Source organism: Coleofasciculus sp. F4-SAH-05, from assembly GCF_040222985.1.
Lineage (GTDB): Bacteria > Cyanobacteriota > Cyanobacteriia > Cyanobacteriales > Coleofasciculaceae > Coleofasciculus > Coleofasciculus chthonoplastes.
The window spans coordinates 1-20,627 of sequence record NZ_JAVKBY010000093.1 but is presented as its reverse complement, the minus strand read 5'-3'; the positions used below and the strand labels follow the sequence as shown (position 1 = coordinate 20,627).

Annotated in this window: 15 protein-coding genes; 7 read left to right on the top strand and 8 right to left on the bottom strand. The window is 44.5% G+C overall.

Going from position 1 to position 20,627, the window contains the following annotated elements:
- Window positions 1–491 precede the first annotated feature (491 nt).
- Window positions 492–1,925, top strand: coding sequence for a pyruvate kinase (gene pyk, locus RIG27_RS11845; protein WP_446345325.1), 1,434 nt, complete (start codon window positions 492–494; stop codon window positions 1,923–1,925).
- Between the two features lie 36 nt (window positions 1,926–1,961).
- On the top strand, window positions 1,962–2,156 hold the full coding sequence (locus RIG27_RS11840) for a hypothetical protein (protein ID WP_446345323.1): 195 nt from the start codon (window positions 1,962–1,964) through the stop codon (window positions 2,154–2,156).
- A 79-nt stretch (window positions 2,157–2,235) separates the two neighbouring features.
- Here the strand turns inward: RIG27_RS11840 and RIG27_RS11835 are convergent, their stop codons facing one another.
- From RIG27_RS11835 to RIG27_RS11810, 6 genes are all read right to left on the bottom strand, one after another.
- Window positions 2,236–3,051, bottom strand: a complete 816-nt coding sequence (locus RIG27_RS11835) for a carbonic anhydrase (protein ID WP_446345321.1) — start codon at window positions 3,049–3,051, stop codon at window positions 2,236–2,238.
- 420 nt (window positions 3,052–3,471) lie between these two features.
- A complete protein-coding gene (locus tag RIG27_RS11830) occupies window positions 3,472–7,473 on the bottom strand; it encodes a two-component regulator propeller domain-containing protein (protein ID WP_446345319.1) in 4,002 nt (1,333 codons plus the stop codon).
- Between the two features lie 107 nt (window positions 7,474–7,580).
- Window positions 7,581–7,928 (bottom strand): hypothetical protein, encoded by a 348-nt coding sequence (locus RIG27_RS11825; RefSeq protein ID WP_446345317.1) that lies wholly within the window; start codon window positions 7,926–7,928, stop codon window positions 7,581–7,583.
- A gap of 234 nt (window positions 7,929–8,162) precedes the next feature.
- Complete coding sequence (locus tag RIG27_RS11820) at window positions 8,163–9,599, bottom strand: SagB family peptide dehydrogenase (RefSeq protein WP_446345315.1); 1,437 nt, start codon at window positions 9,597–9,599, stop codon at window positions 8,163–8,165.
- Between the two features lie 140 nt (window positions 9,600–9,739).
- Window positions 9,740–11,980, bottom strand: a complete 2,241-nt coding sequence (locus RIG27_RS11815; protein ID WP_446345313.1) for a TOMM precursor leader peptide-binding protein — start codon at window positions 11,978–11,980, stop codon at window positions 9,740–9,742.
- Window positions 11,981–12,241: 261 nt separating this feature from the next.
- On the bottom strand, window positions 12,242–13,009 hold the full coding sequence (locus tag RIG27_RS11810) for a YebC/PmpR family DNA-binding transcriptional regulator (protein WP_446345311.1): 768 nt from the start codon (window positions 13,007–13,009) through the stop codon (window positions 12,242–12,244).
- Window positions 13,010–13,116: 107 nt separating this feature from the next.
- Between RIG27_RS11810 and RIG27_RS11805 the strand changes: the two genes are divergently transcribed.
- The gene (locus tag RIG27_RS11805) at window positions 13,117–13,311 is read left to right on the top strand and encodes a hypothetical protein (RefSeq protein ID WP_446345309.1); all 195 of its coding nucleotides are present in this window, start codon (window positions 13,117–13,119) and stop codon (window positions 13,309–13,311) included.
- A 54-nt stretch (window positions 13,312–13,365) separates the two neighbouring features.
- Here RIG27_RS11805 and RIG27_RS11800 read toward each other — a convergent pair whose 3' ends face one another.
- Window positions 13,366–14,127: a DsbA family protein gene (locus RIG27_RS11800; protein WP_446345327.1), complete on the bottom strand. Its 762-nt coding sequence runs from the start codon at window positions 14,125–14,127 to the stop codon at window positions 13,366–13,368.
- 160 nt (window positions 14,128–14,287) lie between these two features.
- Here RIG27_RS11800 and RIG27_RS11795 point away from each other — a divergent pair, with 160 nt between their 5' ends.
- Window positions 14,288–15,124 (top strand): Uma2 family endonuclease, encoded by an 837-nt coding sequence (locus RIG27_RS11795; protein WP_446345307.1) that lies wholly within the window; start codon window positions 14,288–14,290, stop codon window positions 15,122–15,124.
- 64 nt (window positions 15,125–15,188) lie between these two features.
- Here the strand turns inward: RIG27_RS11795 and RIG27_RS11790 are convergent, their stop codons facing one another.
- The gene (locus RIG27_RS11790; protein WP_446345305.1) at window positions 15,189–17,444 is read right to left on the bottom strand and encodes a RelA/SpoT family protein; all 2,256 of its coding nucleotides are present in this window, start codon (window positions 17,442–17,444) and stop codon (window positions 15,189–15,191) included.
- A gap of 341 nt (window positions 17,445–17,785) precedes the next feature.
- On the opposite strand from RIG27_RS11790, the gene patD reads away from it, so the two are divergent.
- From patD to iscB, 3 genes are all read left to right on the top strand, one after another.
- Window positions 17,786–18,145, top strand: a complete 360-nt coding sequence (patD, locus tag RIG27_RS11785) for a heterocyst frequency control protein PatD (RefSeq protein WP_446345303.1) — start codon at window positions 17,786–17,788, stop codon at window positions 18,143–18,145.
- A 171-nt stretch (window positions 18,146–18,316) separates the two neighbouring features.
- Window positions 18,317–18,901: a zf-TFIIB domain-containing protein gene (locus tag RIG27_RS11780; RefSeq protein ID WP_446345301.1), complete on the top strand. Its 585-nt coding sequence runs from the start codon at window positions 18,317–18,319 to the stop codon at window positions 18,899–18,901.
- Between the two features lie 398 nt (window positions 18,902–19,299).
- The gene (gene iscB, locus RIG27_RS11775) at window positions 19,300–20,580 is read left to right on the top strand and encodes an RNA-guided endonuclease IscB (protein WP_446345299.1); all 1,281 of its coding nucleotides are present in this window, start codon (window positions 19,300–19,302) and stop codon (window positions 20,578–20,580) included.
- The last annotated feature ends 47 nt before the right edge of the window (window positions 20,581–20,627 follow it).

The following is a 20,627-nucleotide window of genomic DNA, read 5'->3' as shown; positions in this document are numbered from 1 at the left end:
TTGACGCTCCCGTCGCTAAAAGCGAGGGATTCTTGAGCTAATCACTGCCCTTTTGGGTTACCCCTACTAAGGTCTTACACGATTATGTCTGAACCGAGCTTACTAGAATATCACTTGTTATCTAGTACCCACTGGTGGTTCACTCTCCAAGCGTTATCGGATTTTCACCGACCGTTTCCGTGCGCCCCACGGTACGGGGATTACTCCCAAGTTTCTTTCTTATTCATTCAGCCTTGTTGAAGACTTACTGCGCTATGTTTTACTTGGTTTTCGCTACCCAACTTTTTTGCCACTTTTGCAGACTTTCCGGTGCCATCGTGCCGCTTAAAAAGCCCTTCACTACCGCCCACCGAGGGGATTCAAACCATTTTGATTATAGCATCTCTGGCAATTCATCCCATCACGCTCAAGTGAGGGTCTTCTTGCCGAATTAGATAAATAATAGGGCACTGCATTGCCGTGCCCCTACCACAATTTAGAGATAATTGATAATGAAACCTCTAAGTAATCGCACTAAAATCGTTGCCACTATTGGTCCGGCGAGTAATTCACCCGACATCCTCAAGCAAATGGTGCAAGCAGGAATGAATGTAGCACGGTTAAACTTCTCCCATGGTAGCTACGATGACCATGCTCACACCATTTCTTTGCTACGTTCTATTGAAGAGGAATTAGATACACCGATTACGTTACTCCAAGACCTACAAGGACCGAAAATTCGAGTCGGGAAACTGCCCGATTCAGGACTTAACTTGGTTCAAGGAGAATCCATTTCCTTCGTTCCCCTTTCTGAATTCAATCATCAACCGAAAACGGTGGCTATCGACTATCCCCACCTGGCTCAAGAAGCAGAACCCGGAGTGCAGATTCTGCTGGATGATGGACTTTTAGAACTTCGGGTTGAGGAAATTGACGGCAATACCGTTAAATGTCAAGTCGTCGAAGGGGGTATACTCAAAAGCCGTAAAGGGGTTAACCTACCCGGATTGAGCCTAAATCGCCTACCCTCTATGACAGACAAAGACCGACAAGATTTAGAATTTGGCATTGCTCAAGGGGTTGACTGGGTGTCCTTAAGCTTTGTGCGTTCTGCCGAAGATATTCGTACTCTCAAAGGATTTCTCCAGCAACACAATGCCTCATCCCTACCCGTGATTGCCAAAATCGAAAAACCTCAAGCGATCGCGAATTTAGAAGCCATTATTAATGAAAGTGACGGGATCATGGTCGCACGGGGCGATTTGGGTGTAGAAATGAGTCCGGAAAAAGTGCCGTTTCTGCAAAAGAAAATTATTCGGATTTGTAACCAAAAGGGGATTCCGGCAATCACAGCCACCCAAATGCTCGATAGCATGATTAATAATCCCCGTCCGACTCGTGCTGAAGCCAGTGATGTGGCTAATGCGATTATCGATGGCACGGATGCGGTGATGCTTTCTGGGGAGTCAGCCGTAGGTAAATATCCACTTAAAGCGGTGACGATGCTAGCCCGTATTGCCACGGATGTGGAACCAGAAATTAAGTTTGTTAATTATCCCCCAGCCGCAACCAGTGAAGCCAATGCCCTAAGTGAAGCGCTGAACACGATTGATAAAATCCTGGATTTGCGCTGTATTGCGGCGTTCACCAGTACAGGACACACCGCCAAACTAGCCGCCGCTGAGCGTCCAGGAGTGCCTGTAATTGCTCTGACTCCTAATCGGGAAGTTTACCACAACTTGAATTTAGTTTGGGGGGTTAAACCACTGTTAATCGAGCAAGAAGTTGAGTCTTTTGAAGAGTTAGTGAATCAAGCCCAAACTCAGTTACTCAAACGGAATTTAGTGGTAGAAGGAGATAAAATTTTAATTATCGCTGGGATTCCGGCAAAAGTCTCAGGCGGGACTAACTTGCTCAAGATTCATACGATTAGCGCTGAATCCTAAATCCGGGTCAATTCGACTAAATCTGGGTTAACTACCTTGGCTGGGGAACGATATGGGCGAAAAGTGTTTGAGTATTATGCTCAGAAAGCCACCGATTTAGAGTTGCGATCGCTACTGCAAGAAATCATCGAAAATAAGCAGCATCATATTTTGATCACAATCGTCTGGGAGAACAAGAGGCGACGCCTGCTGAACCGACTACCCTGGCGGATTTTGGGGGTTAAGAATTAGTGATTTATTTAGGGTTAGCCGACATCCGCTAACCCGCTAAACTCTTTCTCGTCTCCCTTGTCCGTAAACGGGGATTTAATTAATCCTTCAGCAATAACCGACGGTTAAGTGCTTGCACCGGTCTGGCATTATTGGAATATAGGTTTGTAAAGTTGGTGAGTTGTCCTGATGAAATTTTAAGCGTATCTTTATATACAATCCAATTCACAATTTGTGAACAAGGCGGTGTGGTGAGAGAACCAGAATACCGATAATATTCGGGCGGGGCGGTCAATAGACTGCCTATCAGACCATCCTGAGGAAGAAACTTTTTAGGATTGATTGTTACTGAGGGTGATGTTGTCCCACCTGACGCGGGTAGGTTGTTCAAAATCTTTGCCATCTCAGAGTTTGTACCATAACTGTCCACTTCCATGAGCCTGCCAATGACCGCTAGTTCTACGTTTCCCTGTGGATCTGTGCGTTGATGAACTAGGTGAACTTCCATCTCCATAACTTGGTTATTTATCGTATGTTCACTGGGAGCGTGGAAGTGAAATTGTATTAAATCAAATGTTTTACCATCCAAGGTCAGAGTACTGCCAGCAGGACAATCAACCTGGATAGTCTTACCAGTATCCTTAATGGTTGGGGAAAACGAGTTGTAGCTAATACTAAAATCATTGGCAAAATTGACATCAACAGGATTGGTTAGAGCGATTGGAGATTGTCGTGTTCCCGTTCCACAAACCGCATAGGCGGGATCAAGACTTCCCCAATTGCTCGGTCCAGTTGTTCCGGTATAACCCCACGCCGCTGTTCCCCCAGACGCAGAGGCGAGGGACTGTACGGCAGTGGTTAAGGAGGTTCCAGCTACACCGATTGACAAATACTTGAGTAATGTGCGTCTATCCATTTTTCTTTTCTGAGTGCTGCTTTACAAATCTTTACTAAAAATAATCATACATTAATTTTTGTAAATTTTCTACCCATCGATAGAAATTTTTTGATCAGTTTTTTTTATAAAACTCATAATTATAGCATTAATTGACACAGCTTGCTATACACTTGCGAACTTCTGTGAAACTGAAACCCTACCGCAGATAGAGGTAGAGACCCTGGATTCCAGAAGAAAACAGGAACAGAGTAAATATAGTTGGGGAAGAGGTTTGGCTGGTGAGTAGACTCCTAGAGGGAAAAGTCGCCATCGTGACGGGGGCCCGAACAGGTATCGGAGAAGCGATCGCGCTTAGCCTTGTCATACCAAATCCGGGGAACGCTACCCCCGTTATAACCCTCCCCTTGACAAGGGTAGGGAACCGCCACTAGGAATGATTCATAGATCAAAAAACCGAATTGTGAATTGGGTTCCTTGATCTTGCGTGATATCCAATTCTCCCTCCAACTGTTCGCTTAAAGCCTGGATTAACTGAAATCCCAATGTCTTGGGATTCTCCGGCTCAAACCCTTCAGGTAAGCCAATTCCGTTATCTTGAACCGTGAGAGTCAGTCTGCGATCGCACTCGGATGTCAGTTTAATGGTAATCACACCTGGACGGGATTCAGGGAAGGCATATTTTAAGGCATTGGACAGTAACTCATTCAGCAGTAAGCCACAGGGAATTGCTGTGTCTAGGTTGAGAGAAATCGGTTCAACGTCAATCTGCAATTTAATTAAGTTAATTAAGCTTCGATTCACGCCATAAGACTGGAATAGATAGGAGGCTAAAGTTTCGACATAATCGGCAAAGTCAATCTTTTCTAGAGAGGTAGATTGATACAACTGGTTATGAACCAGCGCCATAGACTTAACCCGATTCTCACTCTGTTGGAAAACATCCAACACTTGGGGATCAGTTAACCTCTGGGATTGAAGATCCAGGAGACTTGAAATAATTTGTAAGTTGTTTTTGACCCGATGGTGAACTTCCTGTAGCAGAACTATTTTTTCCCGCAGAGATGTTTGCAGTTCAGCTTCAGCTTGCTTTTGTTCTGTGATATCAATACCAACTAAAACCGCCGCTTTACCTTGTTGGTACTTTTGCGCGATAATCAAATAATTGCGAATCGAATCCTTTATTTTGAAATCAACCACCTGAGAGGCGGTAAGTTCTGAACTTGCCAAGAACTGGTGTATAAAATGAATATACTCCGAACTCTTGTTGCGAAAGCCAATTTTTTGACCAATAAAATCGCTGGGAGACAAGCCCCAATTATCCACTGCATGCTGATTAACGCCAAGGTATCGCCCGTCTGCACTAATCCAAGCCACACAACCGGGTACAGTATTTAAAATAACTTGCAGTTGTTCATTCGTTTGTTGTAGAGCTTCAATAAACTGCTGGCGTTCGGCTTCTAGCTGTTTGCGATGGGTAATATCTTGAAAAGCGGCTATACTATAAATAATATTGCCTTTTTCATCATAAATAGGGGTAGCTAATATCTCCCACAAATTCCTTTTATCATTGTTGCGAACTTCAAAATCATCAACTCTTGCTGTTTCTCCCTGCAAAGCGCGAACTATGGGTAGTTTTTCTGAGGGATATAACTTATCTGTTCCAGCAATATAAAATTGATAAATCTCGGAATAGTTTTTCCCTGTCGCCTTGGGAGCGAGTTCTTTTCCCAGGAATTGCCAACCTAATTTATTCACATAAATATTCTCAAACAATTGGTTAATAACGGCGACGCCGATGGGAAGGGCTTCTAATATTTGATTCAGCTTTTTCTCACTGGCACGTAGCAGGGCATTTTCTCTAGCTTGGGCTAGAGTTTTCCATTGGACATAGCCATAAATAGCGCCGAATACGGCAATTCCATAAAGGGTATAAGCCCAACCTGTTTTCCAGGGTGGCGGGGTAATCGTAATCGCCACAGATGTGCCTTCTTCGTTCCAAACTCCATCGTTATTCGACCCTTTAACTCGAAAGGTATACGTTCCGGGGTCGAGGTTTGTATAACTGGCGTAGCGTCGAGTTCCGGAGTAAATCCAATCTTGATCAAATCCTTCGAGTTTGTAGGCGTATTGGTTTTTTTTTGGATTGGTATAGTCAAGGGCGGCAAATTCAAAGCTAAAGAAGTTGTCTTTGTAGGATAATTTAATGTCCTTGGCAACGGAGATGGCGGGGTTTAGTTTGACGGTTTGATCAAAGATTCGAAAATCGGTGATCACAATGGGGGGAATATGAGGATTGTCTTTAACTTGGTCGGGATAAAATAAGTTGAAGCCATTGAGTCCACCAAATAACATCGCGCCATCTTTGGTTTTGGCGTAGGCTTTTACGCCATCGAACTCGTTTCCCTGAAGTCCATCACCGACATCGTAGTTTCTAAAGGTTTCCGCTTCAGGGTTAAATTTGGATAAGCCATTACCTGTACTTAGCCAGAGATTTTCATTATCGTCTGCAAGGATACCGACAACAGAATTGCTGGGTAAACCGTCATTTTCGGTGTAATGGGTAAAGGTTTCAGTGGCGATATCGAATTTATTAAGTCCGCCGCCGTAGGTGCCTAACCAGAGTGTTCCGGCTGGGTATTCATTGATTGACAATACTCGGTCATAGCTTAGGCTATTGGGGTTATTAGTTTCGTGGGTGTAGCGGGTAAATTTTTCTGTCTCGCGGTCAAATTTGTTGAGTCCACCGTTGAACGTGGTAATCCAGAGTGTACCTGAACTATCTTCATAAATTGATACAACCGAATTATCACTCAAGCTATTTGGGTCATCTGGATTATGCAGGTAGTGACTAAATTCCTCGGTTTGGCGATTAAATTGATCAAGTCCGCCACCAAAAGTCCCAATCCAGAGTGTACCTTTTCTATCTTCATAGATTGATGAGACTGTATTATTATTCAAGCTATTGGGATTATTGGGGTCATAGGTGTAATGGGTAAATTTTCCAGTCTGGCGGTCAAGTTTATTGAGTCCACCCCCAAACGCGCCAACCCAAAGCGCACCGTTGCTATCTTCGTAGATTGACCAAACATTGTCGCTACTCAAGCTATTGGAATTATTGGGGTCATGGGTGTAATGTGTAAATTTTCCAGTTTGACGGTCAAATTTATTGAGTCCACTACTGTCAGTGCCAATCCAAATTAAACCCGAATAATCTTCATAGATTGACAGGATATGATTATCACTTATACTATTCAAGTTATTGGGTTCATATTTGTAATGAATAAATTTAGTGTCTTTCTGATCTAGCTTATTAACTCCGCCAAAGCCAGTTCCAATCCATAATATTTCTGACGAATCGATTAAAAGACTAACAAAGACAGTGTCATTTAAAGTCGTTGGGTTACTTGGATCATTACTATAGTGAGTAAACTGCTCCGTTTCCGGGTTAAATTTATCAAGTTTTTTACCATAAGACTCACCATACCAGCTACTTGTTGCCAACCAAAGATTACCGCCTTTATCTTCGGTTATACTACCAACAGTATTATTGATTAAACTATTTGGTTTAATGGGATCATGCTGATAATGAATAAACTGACCCGTTTCGCGATCAAATTGATTTAGTCCTCCATTGAGAGTACCAATCCAAAGTCTACCATGGGAGTCTTCGTAAATAGATAAAACCGTATTATCACTTAAGCTACTGAAATCATCAGGATTGTGCTGGTAATGAGTAAATTTACCAGTTAAGCGATTAAATTTGTTTAAACCTCCACCATCAGTTCCAATCCAAAGTATACCAGCATCGTCTTCGTAAATTGAGAGTACAGTATTATTATTTAAACTATCTGAATTCTTCGGCTGGTGTATGTACCAAGTAAATTGCTCTGTTTGTTTATTAAACTTGTTAAGTCCTCCACCATCAGTTCCAATCCAAAGTATACCAACATCGTCTTCGTAAATTGCCAGTATGCGATTAGCACTTATACTCCTAATATTATTCGGATCATGTTTATAGTGAGTAAATGTTGCTGTTTTGCGCTCGAATTTATTGAGTCCTCCATTTTCTGTTCCCACCCAAATAATTCCATCTTTATCTTCATAAATCGAGTTAATAAAATTATCAGATAATGATCTTGAATCTAGAAAGTCATATATGTAATAAGTAAATTTATATCCATCATATTTATTTAATCCATATTCAGTACCAAACCACATAAAACCTTTACTATCTTCTAGAATACAAATAATAGCACTTTGAGATAGTCCTTGCTTATTAATTAATTGCTCAAATTTTAATTCATGCTTTTCGCCACTAGCTTTTGCTGGTAAACCTAAGATAATTGTAAGAGCTAAAATTATTGCTATAGTATATTTTGCAAATTGTATTATTTTATTGTTTAGGCAATAATTTAAGCTATATAAATATAATGAAATCATACTTTTTTTATCAAAAAATACTACTCAAATACAAGAGTAGTTTTAAAAATTATACAACATATAATATATCGGAGAAAAATATGTTGCTTTTTTAATAATTAACTTATTTAAACACAAAATCCATCATCGCAGTCTGTGACAGGGTATTTAGAGTTTTGTTCGTTAGTCCAAGACTGTATCGGTTGATCTGTCAGTCCCATTGGCTTGGAGGGGAGAGGAATTTCACAAACTACATTACCATCTTGACCAGGAACTTTGTTAGTCATTGTTCCCACTAAGGTGTTGTTAATCACTTCAAACTCTACACCACTGGGAATCGTTAACCCGTTCTCTTCTAAAACAGGATTTGGATGCGCGATAAATTGCGATTTAAACTCTTCATCTACCCATGTCTGGGCGATGATTTTGGACAAAATCTTTTGAGTTTCTGGATTATCTTTTACCAAAACTGACATTGTTTTTCTCCTATTCTTCAAAGAATCTAGTCAAGGGAAGTAATGATAGTCAACTCAGCGCGAATGGCAGACAATCTGGATAAAGTCTTATTTGTCTAACTTTATCCCTAACTAGGGACACTTAATTTCCCTTAAATCCGCTACGCCAAGTTATAGTTATATTAATATACAATGCTTATTTTATCAATGCAAGAGGGTCGGGGAAATTAAATCAGTCTAGATTGGATCATTCGGCTAATCTACAGATAGGCTACCCAGAATAAACTCTCCGACTGAAGTTTCCCGATAATAGTCCGTTCCCACCGTCGCCGCAAACAAATCGGAATTACCACCACCGATCGCACAAGGGGCAAGATTCATCGCTGTTGCAACCAGATACATGGTCTGCTGTAATGAACCCACATCCTTGAGCATATTAGCATAAGCAATGGATTCATAAACCCAGCTTGCTCGCTGAAACCTTGGGGCAAAGACAAAGAGAACTTGTGGCATACAGAATTTACTACTAGCAAAATAGGCATCTTCTAACAGCGCCTCCACATTCTCATTCCTGCCCGTCAATCTACAAAGCTGATGAGCTTCGGGACGATAATGATAAACTCCAGAGTCTAGATTATCACAGGTATTCGCGATCGCATACAATTCTAACTCATATCGACCTCCACTATTGGCATAAGGTCTGTGGGTGCATTCCCCATAATCCTTCGCCGTGATTCGCTTATTCCGAGTACAGCGATACATAAATTCTCCCAGTTGCTTCAAGGTTATCGGCTTATCGCCATAACTCCTAATCGATTTCCTCTCCTCCAGTACCCAAGTGAAGGAATAATCCTCCGCCTTAAGTTTCTCGATATCCGGCTGATACAACTCAATAATCTCATCCGACATCTGAGGTTGAATCATCGGAGGCTGGGGAATCTTGTCTAGGAAGCGGAACGTTTTCCCAGAATCATTGCTATGTCTCCCCTTGCGACTTCTGGCGTGAAACAGCAAATCGTGAAACTCCCAGGATATTAACGAATGACTCTCATCCTCCTCAATCTTGCCATTATTCGGCACGACACCCAGCATTTGGCTACTCCGGAGTAAACTTAAAAATAATTGTACCATTTCTGGCGTCAATCCAGGTATCGTTTGACACAATTCCTCTCCGGTTCTCGGTTGCGCCAATTCAGAAACCAGTGCGGCGCCGCGCCAATCGGCTAGAATAACTTTGGTGTGGGATAAAGGAGATTCTATGATTAACTGATTGTCCTGTTTATGGCAATAAGCAAAACGCGAGAGCGTATATTTTTGTTCAACTGTCGCCGATTGAACCTGAAACCGTTTAAACGGATAAATCGGAACTCGCGTAGCGATTGATACCCCATCCCCAGCCACCGTATGACAAATCCACCCTAACTGAATAAACTGATTCAGATAATAATAAAACGTTGGCAGTCTCTCAAACCCATCTGTTTGGAGAACACTATCACTAAGATTCTCCTCTGTTCCCCCAGCTGTCGATAAACTATTTATCGCACTGAATAATCCTGGTGATACCTGCTCCAGATTCAGGGTATACTGAGGGAGATTGCCCTTAACACGGGTTGACTGAATCACCATGCGATCGAGCGACTCTTCAGTTACAGTAATATCCTTACGAAAAGACAGGATAAAAGGAAGTGACATATTCCACCTAGGTTCGTAGTTGCGCTTGTAGTTGCGCTGTCTTCGCCGGTTAAACTTTCCTATCCCCCACCACAAAAGCTTAATCAATTCATTTTATCACCCATTGCCCATTATTGAACGCACATCTATGCCCCCTACAATCACAAAAACATAGGAATCGGATTAAGCTGAGATTCCAGCAACGGTTTAGACAACCAGCCCAATTTTACCGGAACATCATACAACCGTCCAAACGCCAATCGCCGCCAAAAATGACGCAATCCCGGCACAATCACCTTAACCACAGGCAATCTAATATCCGGACGAGTCTGATCCAAAACTAACACCTCCCAGCCCTGCTTTCCAGCTATATTGACACAACTCCTGACATCTTCCGCCAAATCCTCGCTTCCCATCCGGGAATAATCATCATAACCCTTCATTTTCACCCTAGAATTAGGCACCAGATAGGGCTGATTTGCAATCGTCGCCCTTTGCCACCAGTCTAACGCCACCGGATCATTAAAACGATACTCTGTTGTCCCATCATCCGCCACCGATAACACAGCCGGAAGCACCTGATTCATCTCCGTTATCGCGCGTAATAAAGCGATTTTCGGGTCAAAATGAGCGCCGAAGCCGAAGACAATATCTTCAACTTCCCGATTAACTCGTCGAGAAATCGCCGTAAACGTCGGCACATTCAAATCCGTCGTCATATCAATAACCCACATCTCCCGATGAATCGAACGATAATACTCAACCACCTCCTCTAAATACGGGTCATCAAAACTCGCTAAATCGACCCCTGGACGCTGCACCCGATTATACCACCACAACGCCACCCCATCCCGTTCTACTAACTCCATAAACCCTTGCAAAATTGCCTCTTCTATGGTATTACCCGCCGCCGCGCCATTAGAATTTGCCCAACAGTAGAGATTTTGTTCTCTGGGATAGCCGTAATAACAATAAGCCGTGGGAATATATTTAAACCGTTGATGAGTTAATGACCAAACAGGCGTCCAGTCTAATTCCTGTTGTGGATCAAATGGTTCAGGAACCTGTTGACTTGGCGTCGATTTTTCATTTATCTGCTGACGATTCTCATACTGCGCTTCACTATAAAGCATACAGTGATTCGGATGAATCGCCTGATCCCCTAACTCCTGATAACATCCCTTTTGGCGAATCTCATCCCCTTGAAATATGCCACAATAGCGTTCAATCGCTTCACACAACGCACTCGCTTTTGCCTGACTATCGGTTTTCCCTTTTCCGCCACTTTTCCCGCGCACGGTTTGCTGCAAAAAGTAGAGGGGTTCAAACATCATGGCAAAGTTATGTCCCGCATAATAACTGTGAATCACACCATTGTCTGTCAGTTTTTTCCGATGTAATGTATGCACGACACCCGTAATCGGACTCACATGATACTGGTATTTTTTCAGCGTGGCTTCCGGTGAGACAGAACGGTGTCCGCCATCCTTGGTAAAGGTTTTCGTCTGGTTGGTGAGATAGATAGGAGATGGGGTTTGGTTAAACCGTTGGGGATTGCCACAGCAGGGACATTGAGGACGCTGAACTAAGGTATGAGTTTCTGTTTTCAGGGATAGGGTATCGACGGTAATAATCTGTCCAGTAACTTGGGTATTTTCGCCTTGGACAATCCATTTAATTAGTTCCGTCGCCGCGAGATTTAATCCGGTTTGCCAGGTGGAGGGGAGGAGGGCTTTCGCGATGGGAAAAATTGATGCCTTTTGGTTTTGTTTTTGGATATAAGTTTCCACCGGTCGATTGGTGCGTAACCGTTGCCTTAAACAGTGCCAACATCCAGTTTTTCCAGGTATAAATAGAGGTCCTAGCCAAATCGTTGTCCCGATGGGTTTGATTAATAGCCAAGGCTGTTGGTTTTGCCAAGCGTTGCGGTTAATGTCGGCGAGTTCGGGACGCAAATAGTCATCGGTAACAACCAGGGTTAAATTACCTTCTTTCCCCAGGTTTAGGGAAAGGGATTCCAAGTGGATTTTGATGTCTTGAATGGAACAGGTTGCCAAGGATTGCACCGATACGGTTGTGGTTTGTAAGCGATGCCATGCTGAGATTGGATTAACGGGTAAGGTTGCCAGAAAAGCGGCGATTTCGGATGAGATGTGATCCTGGGCTTCGACAATATACCCCTTTTGTTCCATTAACATGAGGGCATAGTAAATTTCCGCTGCTGAGGCGGTGTCTTGGAGTTGTTCAATAATATCGTCAACGGGTTGTCCGGTGAGTAAGGGGACTAATTGGGTGTAAAGCTGTCCGCTGAGGGCAAAGGATTCCTGTTCTGAGATTAAAAATACGGTGGAATCGAGAATTTCACTATGAAAATAGGGTTTAACTATGGGTTGATTGATCATGGTACTGGTTCAAGTGAGTGGTGGGTTACGGCGGATATCTACTGAAATCGTTATTATCTCGATTAAATACCGCCTAACCCACCCTACGATTTTATTTATAGCAGTTCGCTCTCGCGTAGTTACAGTACAAATGTTCTAAATTTCACCTGATCAAGCATCCATTTCTGAATTTGTAAATATACCAGCGCGAAGCGCTATAAATGTACAAACCGTTGGGTTTTGGGGTGTAAGAGTGCCTGTGTCATGGTTGCTCCCCTCGTCTCACGCCATCGTCAATGACACCAAATCATCTGCCATTTCAAAGTTGGCGGTGACGTTCTGCACATCATCCAACTCATCTAGGGCGTCCATTAATTTTAGGAGCGATCGCGCCACATCCGGATCAGTAATTTCTATGCTATTCCCTGGTATCCAACGTAACTCAGCATCGCGCACGCTGAAGCCTTGATCCTGTAAGGTTTGATTCAGGTGTTCTAGATTGGTTACCTCGGTGACAACTTCCACCCCCGGTTCCTCGTCGTCTTCTATCCACTCATAAGTTTGGGCGCCACCAGTCAGTGAGGCTTCCAATAGCTGATCCTCGGACACCTCACCCGCCACCGTCACCACCCCTTTTTGTTCAAACATCCAACTAACGCAACCCGTTTCCCCCAGATTCCCGCCATTTTTGGTAAACGCCGATCGCAAATCTGCCGCCGTGCGGTTACGATTATCGGTAAGGGCTTCAATTAGAATCGCCACACCTCCAGGACCATAGCCCTCATAGCGAATCTCTTCCAGGTTGTCGCTACCACTATCAAATTGACCTGACCCTTTCGCGATCGCCCGGTCAATATTATCATTGGGAATACCCGCCGCCTTCGCCTTCTCAATCGCCGTGCGTAACCGGAAATTCCCATTCGGGTCAGGAACGCCACTACGGGCGGCTACAATGATCTCCCGTGAGAGTTTGGCAAAGGTTTTTCCCTTCACCGCATCCACTCTCGCCTTCTGGCGCTTAATATTTGCCCATTTACTGTGTCCTGCCATAACTGAAACCCAAATCGGTCAAATCCCGCTTCCCTAGGGTAGCTTGGTCATTCGTCATTTGTCATTCGTCATTCGTCATTCGTCATTCGTCATTCGTCATTTGTCATTTGTCATTCGTCATTTGTCATTCGTCATTTGTCATTCGTCATTCGTCATTTGTCATTCGTCATTCGTCATTCGTCATTTGTCATTTGTCATTGAGTAAAGGGCGACCCGAGTCAATTGAGTGGACACGATTGTTAATTGATGCAAGCGGGTCGCCCCTACACCCATTACTGTCCCTCCCCAGCTTTCAGACGTAGCATACTACGTCTCTACAATTGCTGTTCCCTGTTCCCTGTTCCCTGTTCCCTTAATTACTCTTTGACACGAGTAAAACGTTTCTCCATTTCCTCTAATTCTATCGCCCCAGTAAACACCTCCCCATTCATAACAAAAAAGGGAGTTCCAGTAATTCCTAAACTCTCCGCTAGCTGAATATCTTGACTAATCGCCGTTTCTGCTGCTTGGCTATTGCGATCGCGGTTAAATTGGTCTACATCTAAATTTAAACGTTTGGCTGTTTCAATATAAAACGACTCTCCCAGTTTTTCTTGTTGAGTAAACAGCACATCATGATACTCCCAAAACTTCCCCTGTTGAAACGCCGCCCACGCTGCTTTTGCGGCTGAGATAGCTTGGGAATGAATTGAGGCTAAGGGATAATGTTTATACGTCAACGTCACCTGATCTTGATGCTTTGCCATAAACCGTTGCACCGTTTTATGCGCCCTGCCACAATAGGGACATTGAAAATCGGAAAACTCTACCATGACAATCTTGGACTGAGACGCCCCTGTCGTCGGTGAGTCCTCAATAACGGCTTGAGGATTGGTTTTAAGTTTCTGAACAAACGCTTGCTGGGCTTGTTGGAGTTGCTGTTGGACACGTTGCTGATACGCCTGAACGGATTCCAGAATTACTTCTGGGTGTTCGCGAATCACTTGCAACACTTGTTCTTCTAATTTGGGACTAACTTGGCTAGCTGCTTGAACCGGGGAAGACCAGCAGAGTAAGGTAATACAAAGGAGCAAAAGTCCCAGGATTGTCTGAGTTAACCGGGATAGATAAGACAGCATGGTTGAATGTTCATGGTTCATGGTTCACTGTTGATTGTACCGGGCGGGTAAGAGGTAAGATTTAGTTTATAGGGAATACTGCGATCGCACCATTTGTTCGTTCGTAGTCGGCGCTTTAGCGCTAGAAGATATAACAACCGCCAAGGTTAAACAATCTCAGATGATTTTGCAAACTCCAACCTCCGCCAAACGCCAAGAACCCCTAGTTACCTGGGAAAAGCTTCCCGACGATTTTATCTTGCCTGATGATCCCGTGGAAAACATTCAACAACCACCCCTCGCCGCCGCAGTGACAGACGCCTTAGGTGCAGCCAATCGCCTGAATTCGCAAATGTTAATCGCTTCTAATTTTGGGCTTGTGGCGACGGTAAATCGGAGAATCGTGGTCAAAGCACCAGACTGGCTGTATGTACCCCAGGTATTACCAGTTGCAGAAGGCGTAATTCGTCGCAGCTATACCCCCAATCGGGAAGGAAGTCCAGTTGGGATAGTCATGGAGTTTTTGTCAGAAACGGAAACAGGAGAATACTCAGTACGACCAACGTTTCCCTATGGGAAGTTGTACTTCTATGAGCAAATTCTTCAAGTTCCCACCTATGTCATCTTTAATCCCCTAGAACTAATCCTAGAAGTCCGTCGGTTACAAGATAATCGATACGTATTGCAACAACCCACAGCGGAAGGACGCTACTGGATTCCTGAATTGGGACTATTTTTAGGTATCTGGTATGGCACTCGATTAGGCTCAACAACCCATTGGTTACGCTGGTGGGACGAGTCGGGAAACCTGTTGCTGTGGAGTGCGGAACAAGCCGAACAAGAACGTCAACGCGCCGAACAGGAACGTCAACGCGCCGAACAGGAACGCCAACGCGCCGAACAGGAACGTCAACGCGCTGACGCGATGACGAACAACCTAGAGGAAGAACGGCAACGCAATCAGGCGTTAATGGCAAAATTGCAAGAATTGGGAATTGATCCCAACACTTTGTCCTAACGAGTCGAGCTTTAATTCTGAGTCAGAAACGATAGTCCTAAAATGGCGCGTCACGACTTGAAGTTCATTCATGAATATCGGTGATCCGCCGCAGATTCAAGATATCGCTCATCTTTTTAATTTGAGCAAAACTTTGCTGCAACTGCCCGTAATCCCGAATATCGATGCACAAATCAATCAGCGCGGGTTTACCGTCTTGAGTTTTCACCTGAGCTTTTCGCACATTGATATGATGATCACTTAAGCGGGAAAGAATATCCTTCAAAACTCCGACTCTATCCAACACTTCAATTTGAATATTAATCGGATAGGTTTGCGGACGCCCACTCTCTTGATCCGTCGGATTCCAATTCACCGGAACTAATCGGTCTCCCTCAATATTTTCCACATTGGGGCAGCCTTGACGATGAATCGAAATTCCCCGTAATCGGGTGACGACACCCATAATAGGTTCGCCGGGAACCGGATTACAACACCCAGCAATCCGATGCATCAATCCCTCGACCCCCGCAATGGGTTCGCCTTTAATCGTCCACTGGTCACTTGTTTCCCTCGCCGTCGGTAACGATGGCAGTAAATCCTCGATTTCTTCGAGTTCGGTTTCCAGGGGTTGTGTGGCTTTTACTGCATCGCGCAACCGATTGACCACTAAATTCAGGGTGACTTCTCCATACCCTAATGCCGCCAGTAAATCTTCAGCATTTTGATAATTACAGCGTTCGGCAACAGACTGCATCGGTTCAGATTTGAGCAAGGATTCAAATCCATTTTTACCCAGTTCCTTCTCCAGCAAATCTCGACCTCGCGCCACATTTTCATCGCGGTGCGATCGCTTGTACCATTGGCGAATCCGGTTTCTGGCACTGGGCGTGACCACGAAGTTTAACCAGTCTAAACTGGGGTGGTTATTTTTCTGGGTGATAATTTCGACAATATCCCCATTTTTTAACGGTGTATCCAGAACTCGCCACTGACCATTAATTCTCACCCCAGCACAGTGATTACCAATCTCGGTGTGAATCCGATAGGCGAAATCTATCGGCGTTGCGTCCCGACTCAGGGGCACCACATCTCCATCAGGGGTAAAGACGTAGACATCATCGTCAAATAAATTATCTTTGACGCTTTCAATATACTCATGAGCGTCTTTCAGGTCATTCTGCCATTCCAGCAACTGCCGCAACCAGGTAAACTTGTCATCGTCGGCGCCAATCTGGGTCGGATCAGACGTCCCGGTTTCTTTATACTTCCAATGTGCGGCAATCCCATATTCGGCAATCCGATGCATTTCTAGGGTACGAATCTGCACTTCGATGGGACGCCCATGGAAGCCAATCACGCCTGTATGTAGAGACTGATAACGATTGGGTTTAGGTAAGCCGATATAATCTTTAAACCGACCTGGAATCGGTCGAAAGGCATCATGGACGACAGCTAATGCCCGATAGCACCCTTCGTTGGTTTCCACGATGATCCGCATCGCCGCTAAATCATAAATTTCGTGAAATTCTTTATTGCGGCGCTGCATCTTCTGATAAATTCCATACAGATGCTTAGGACGACTATTCAAGTCCACACATCGAATGCCCATCTCATCGAGACGCCCTCGCAGAATTTGCGAAACCTGAGTTAATCGTTCCTCCCGGTCTTGACGCCGTTCGGCAACCAGTTCCTGCATTTTGCGATAAGCATTCGGTTCTAAGTACTTAAAGGATAAATCTTCTAACTCCCACTTAAACCGCCCAATTCCCAAGCGGTTGGCTAAGGGGGCAAAAATCTCTCGGGTTTCCTGGGCGATCGCCCGCTGTTTTTGTGGCTTAAGATGTTCTAATGTCCGCATATTATGCAGACGGTCAGCTAACTTGACCACAATCACGCGGATATCCTTCGCCATGGCGAGGAACATGCGGCGGAAGTTTTCGGCTTGGCGTTCGGTTTTACTGGAGAAGTTAAATTTGGAGAGTTTGGTGACGCCTTCAACTAAATGGCGAACCTCTGCACCAAAAATTGATTCAATCTCGTCCGGCGTGACATCCGTATCTTCGACCACATCATGGAGTAAGCCAGCTGCCATCATGGTACTGTTGCCGCCTAAATCCCTTAATAAGCCAGCAACAGCTACGGGATGGGCGATATAAAGTTCTCCAGAGGCTCGATATTGTTCCGAATGCAGTTGATAAGCAAATTCAAACGCCCGCACCACTAACGCCGCGTCATCCGGTGTTGATGGGTCAGAGGTGGCAGAGGCTGTTGATAAACAGTCCTGCAACCAGTCGGGAACGTCTAGGTTATAGGTGGTGGTTAGGACAGTGGCACTCATAATTCTTTCCCTGACAGCTCTATAAATAATAAGGAGGGTTGAACGGTAATGGCAGTAAGATCTCTGTTTAGTGGTATAGTTATCGGTTTTTGTGAATTCCAGAAATGGGTCAAAATTCTCTAGAATATCCGTATAGTAATCAGACCTAGATGAGAAATAGTAACATGAACTACCAGATATCCACCCTTGTTACCGGATACAGAAGCAACAAGCCACTTCTGTCACGGACTTCATTTCCAGTAAAATCTTGAATAACCAAAGGACTGGGTTGAAGCCAACATTGCATTTATAAACAAAAATACAAGATTCTTTACATTTATTCTAGACCAACCTGTCTGATAATGTTAGTCCCCTCCCAAAAGCAATCCTATCAGGACTTTAAACACGTCCTAGACGACCTGCACGCCTGCACCCAGAGTCAAGAGTTAGACAAAACCGAGATCCAGGAGCGTTTCCAGGCGGTGAAACAGCTCTTTCAAGGACAAATTATCACGCTCAATCCCGATGAGGTTAATCAGGAACAAGTATCAGTATGGCAGTCTAGGCAAACCGAAATCCATAGACATATCCGACTGCTAGAAACTGATATGTTAATGTTGCGGACGGCGCGACATTCTGCAACCGTTCAGTCTAGGGTGGCTATCATCCGCGATCGCCTGAACACCCTGATTCAATACTGTAGTGCTATGCTTCAACTGTAGCGCTCTAGTCCAGTCCTGTCGAGAGAGTGTTGAATGTGTAGGGGCTCACTTTCACTACTATCGTTTCTTGCCTTACCCAAATGTAACTAAACCCGCCCCAACTATGTAGAGACGTAGCAGGCTACGTCTGAGTTTTGAGTTTTAATACAGGTGCTTTGAGGAAGAAAATCGGTGCAATGTCCTAAATGTAGAAAAGTAACGCTCTTAGACGGCTATTTAGAGCATCAGTTTGCCGTGAAGTATTGCCAAGAGTGTAAAGGCACCTGGATTCCTGCCAAAGAGTATGAAACATGGCAGGCACGTCAATCGTCTGCTCAGAAAATGCCAGACATTCCCCCACTATCACTAAATGTGGATTTCGTCAAGTCCCCTTTCGATACCAAAGCCGCATTATGTCCAGAGTGCCAGCGCTATCTCTCTCGCGCTAAAGTTAATCTCAAGACTCCCTTTTATGTGGAACGGTGTTCCCACTGTCGCGGGATTTGGTGCGATTACGGGGAGTGGGACATTCTAGAAAGTTTGGGACTCCATACCATAATTGAGCAACTCTTTACCAACGAATGGCAGACTAAGGCGCGAGAACGGCAACTTTGGCAAAAAGAACGCCAAGCCACGGCGGAAAAATTAGGGAGTGAGTTAGCGGCGCAGGTGATTGAGTTGGGGGAACAGTTAGCGGCACATCCAAATGGCGATTTTGGTGTGGCTTACCTGATGCGGCGCGTCGGCGGAAACTGGCAAAAGCATAATCAGAAATAGACTATAGGGGATGTGCAATGATCGATGCTATCCTTAAACGAAGCGTATTATATTAAGATATATTAAGCAATGTAGAGCAATAATCATGCCCAGCGTTTCTACTCCTCAAACCGCTCGTAAATGTCTACCCACAACTACCCAAAACTAAGCATTTTGGGTAGGTGGGGTGAGCGTGCAGACTCAGCCGTAAAAAAGAGTAACCTACCATCTGGCAAGGTTGGCTACGCTTTTTTGGTCATGACACCCAAGAATGAACGCTAGTTTTTGGCACTGTCGGAACTATCAACGAAAGGCGAGACATCGAAGAGAAGCCCTCTGATACTCCATAACAAGCCTGAGAAGCATTGTCGAAGCTAACATTACTTTACGAAGGACTGGTCAAATCGACCAAACAAATCATGTCAAACTATGTTTTTTTGATTGATGCCAATAAAACACCGATGAATCCAATTCATCCAGCACAGGCAAGGAAATTGATGGAAGCTGGCAAGGCGGCGGTGTTTCGTCGTTATCCATTCACATTGATCATGAATCGAGTGGTAGAAAACATCATTACCTATCCGCTCACACTCAAGATTGACCCAGGCTCCAAAACGAGCGGAATTGCACTGGTGAACAACCGGGATGAAGTTGTCTGGGGCATGGAACTTGAACACCGAGGGCAACAGATTAAAGATGCTCTTTTAACACGTAGAGCGGTTCGCCAGGGACGAAGAGGGCGCAATACTCGTTACCGTCAAGCTCGTTTTCTGAACCGCAAGCGCTCAAAGGGGTGGTTAGCACCTAGCTTGATGCACCGTGTTTTGACGATTGAAACTTGGGTGAAAAGGCTTTGCCAATTTGCACCCATCGCTGAAATCAGACAGGAATTAGTCCGATTTGATATGCAGCAGATGGAGAACCCAGAAATCTCAGGAGTCCAATACCAGCAAGGGACTCTCTTCGGTTTCGAGGTACGAGAGTATCTTCTACAAAAATGGGGACGCAAATGTACTTACTGCTCAAAAAAAGGCGTTCCATTGCAAGTCGAACATATCATTTCACGCGCCAAGGGCGGTTCTGACCGTGTTTCTAACCTGTGTCTTGCCTGTGAAAAGTGCAACCAAAAGAAAGGGACTTCATACCTGAAAGACTTTCTCAAAGGTAAACCCGAACTAGAGAACCGCATTCTCAAACAAGCCAAAACGCCCCTGAAAGATGCTGCTGCGGTTAACGTAACGCGCTCGAAGTTATTCGAGACGCTCAAGGCAATGGAACTACCCGTGACGACCGGGACAGGTGGACAAACCAAATATAACCGCACTCGGTTAGGACTCGATAAAGCGCATTGGTTAGATGCTGCTTGTGTTGGTGTAACCGAAATGCTCAAAGTTTTCACCAATAAGATTCTGCAAGTCAAAGCAACGGGTCAAGGCGGACGACAACGATGCCAAACCGATAGACTAGGTTATCCGCACAAGTATCGCCCATTGCGTCCGATTCATGGCTTCTGTACTGGCGACATCGTGAAAACGGTCATCCCAAAAGGTGTGAACACAGGAACTTATGTTGCTCGACTTTGCCCATACAGCAACGGCAGAGGTGAGATCTATCCGACAACTGGCAAAAAACGGATTGGCATCAAACTCGAATATGTCGAAAAACCCATTCATCGAAAGGACGGCTACAGCTATGCGTGAAAAGTACCCAAACGGGAAGAAATGTCTAGATGTGTCCAGAAAATAGC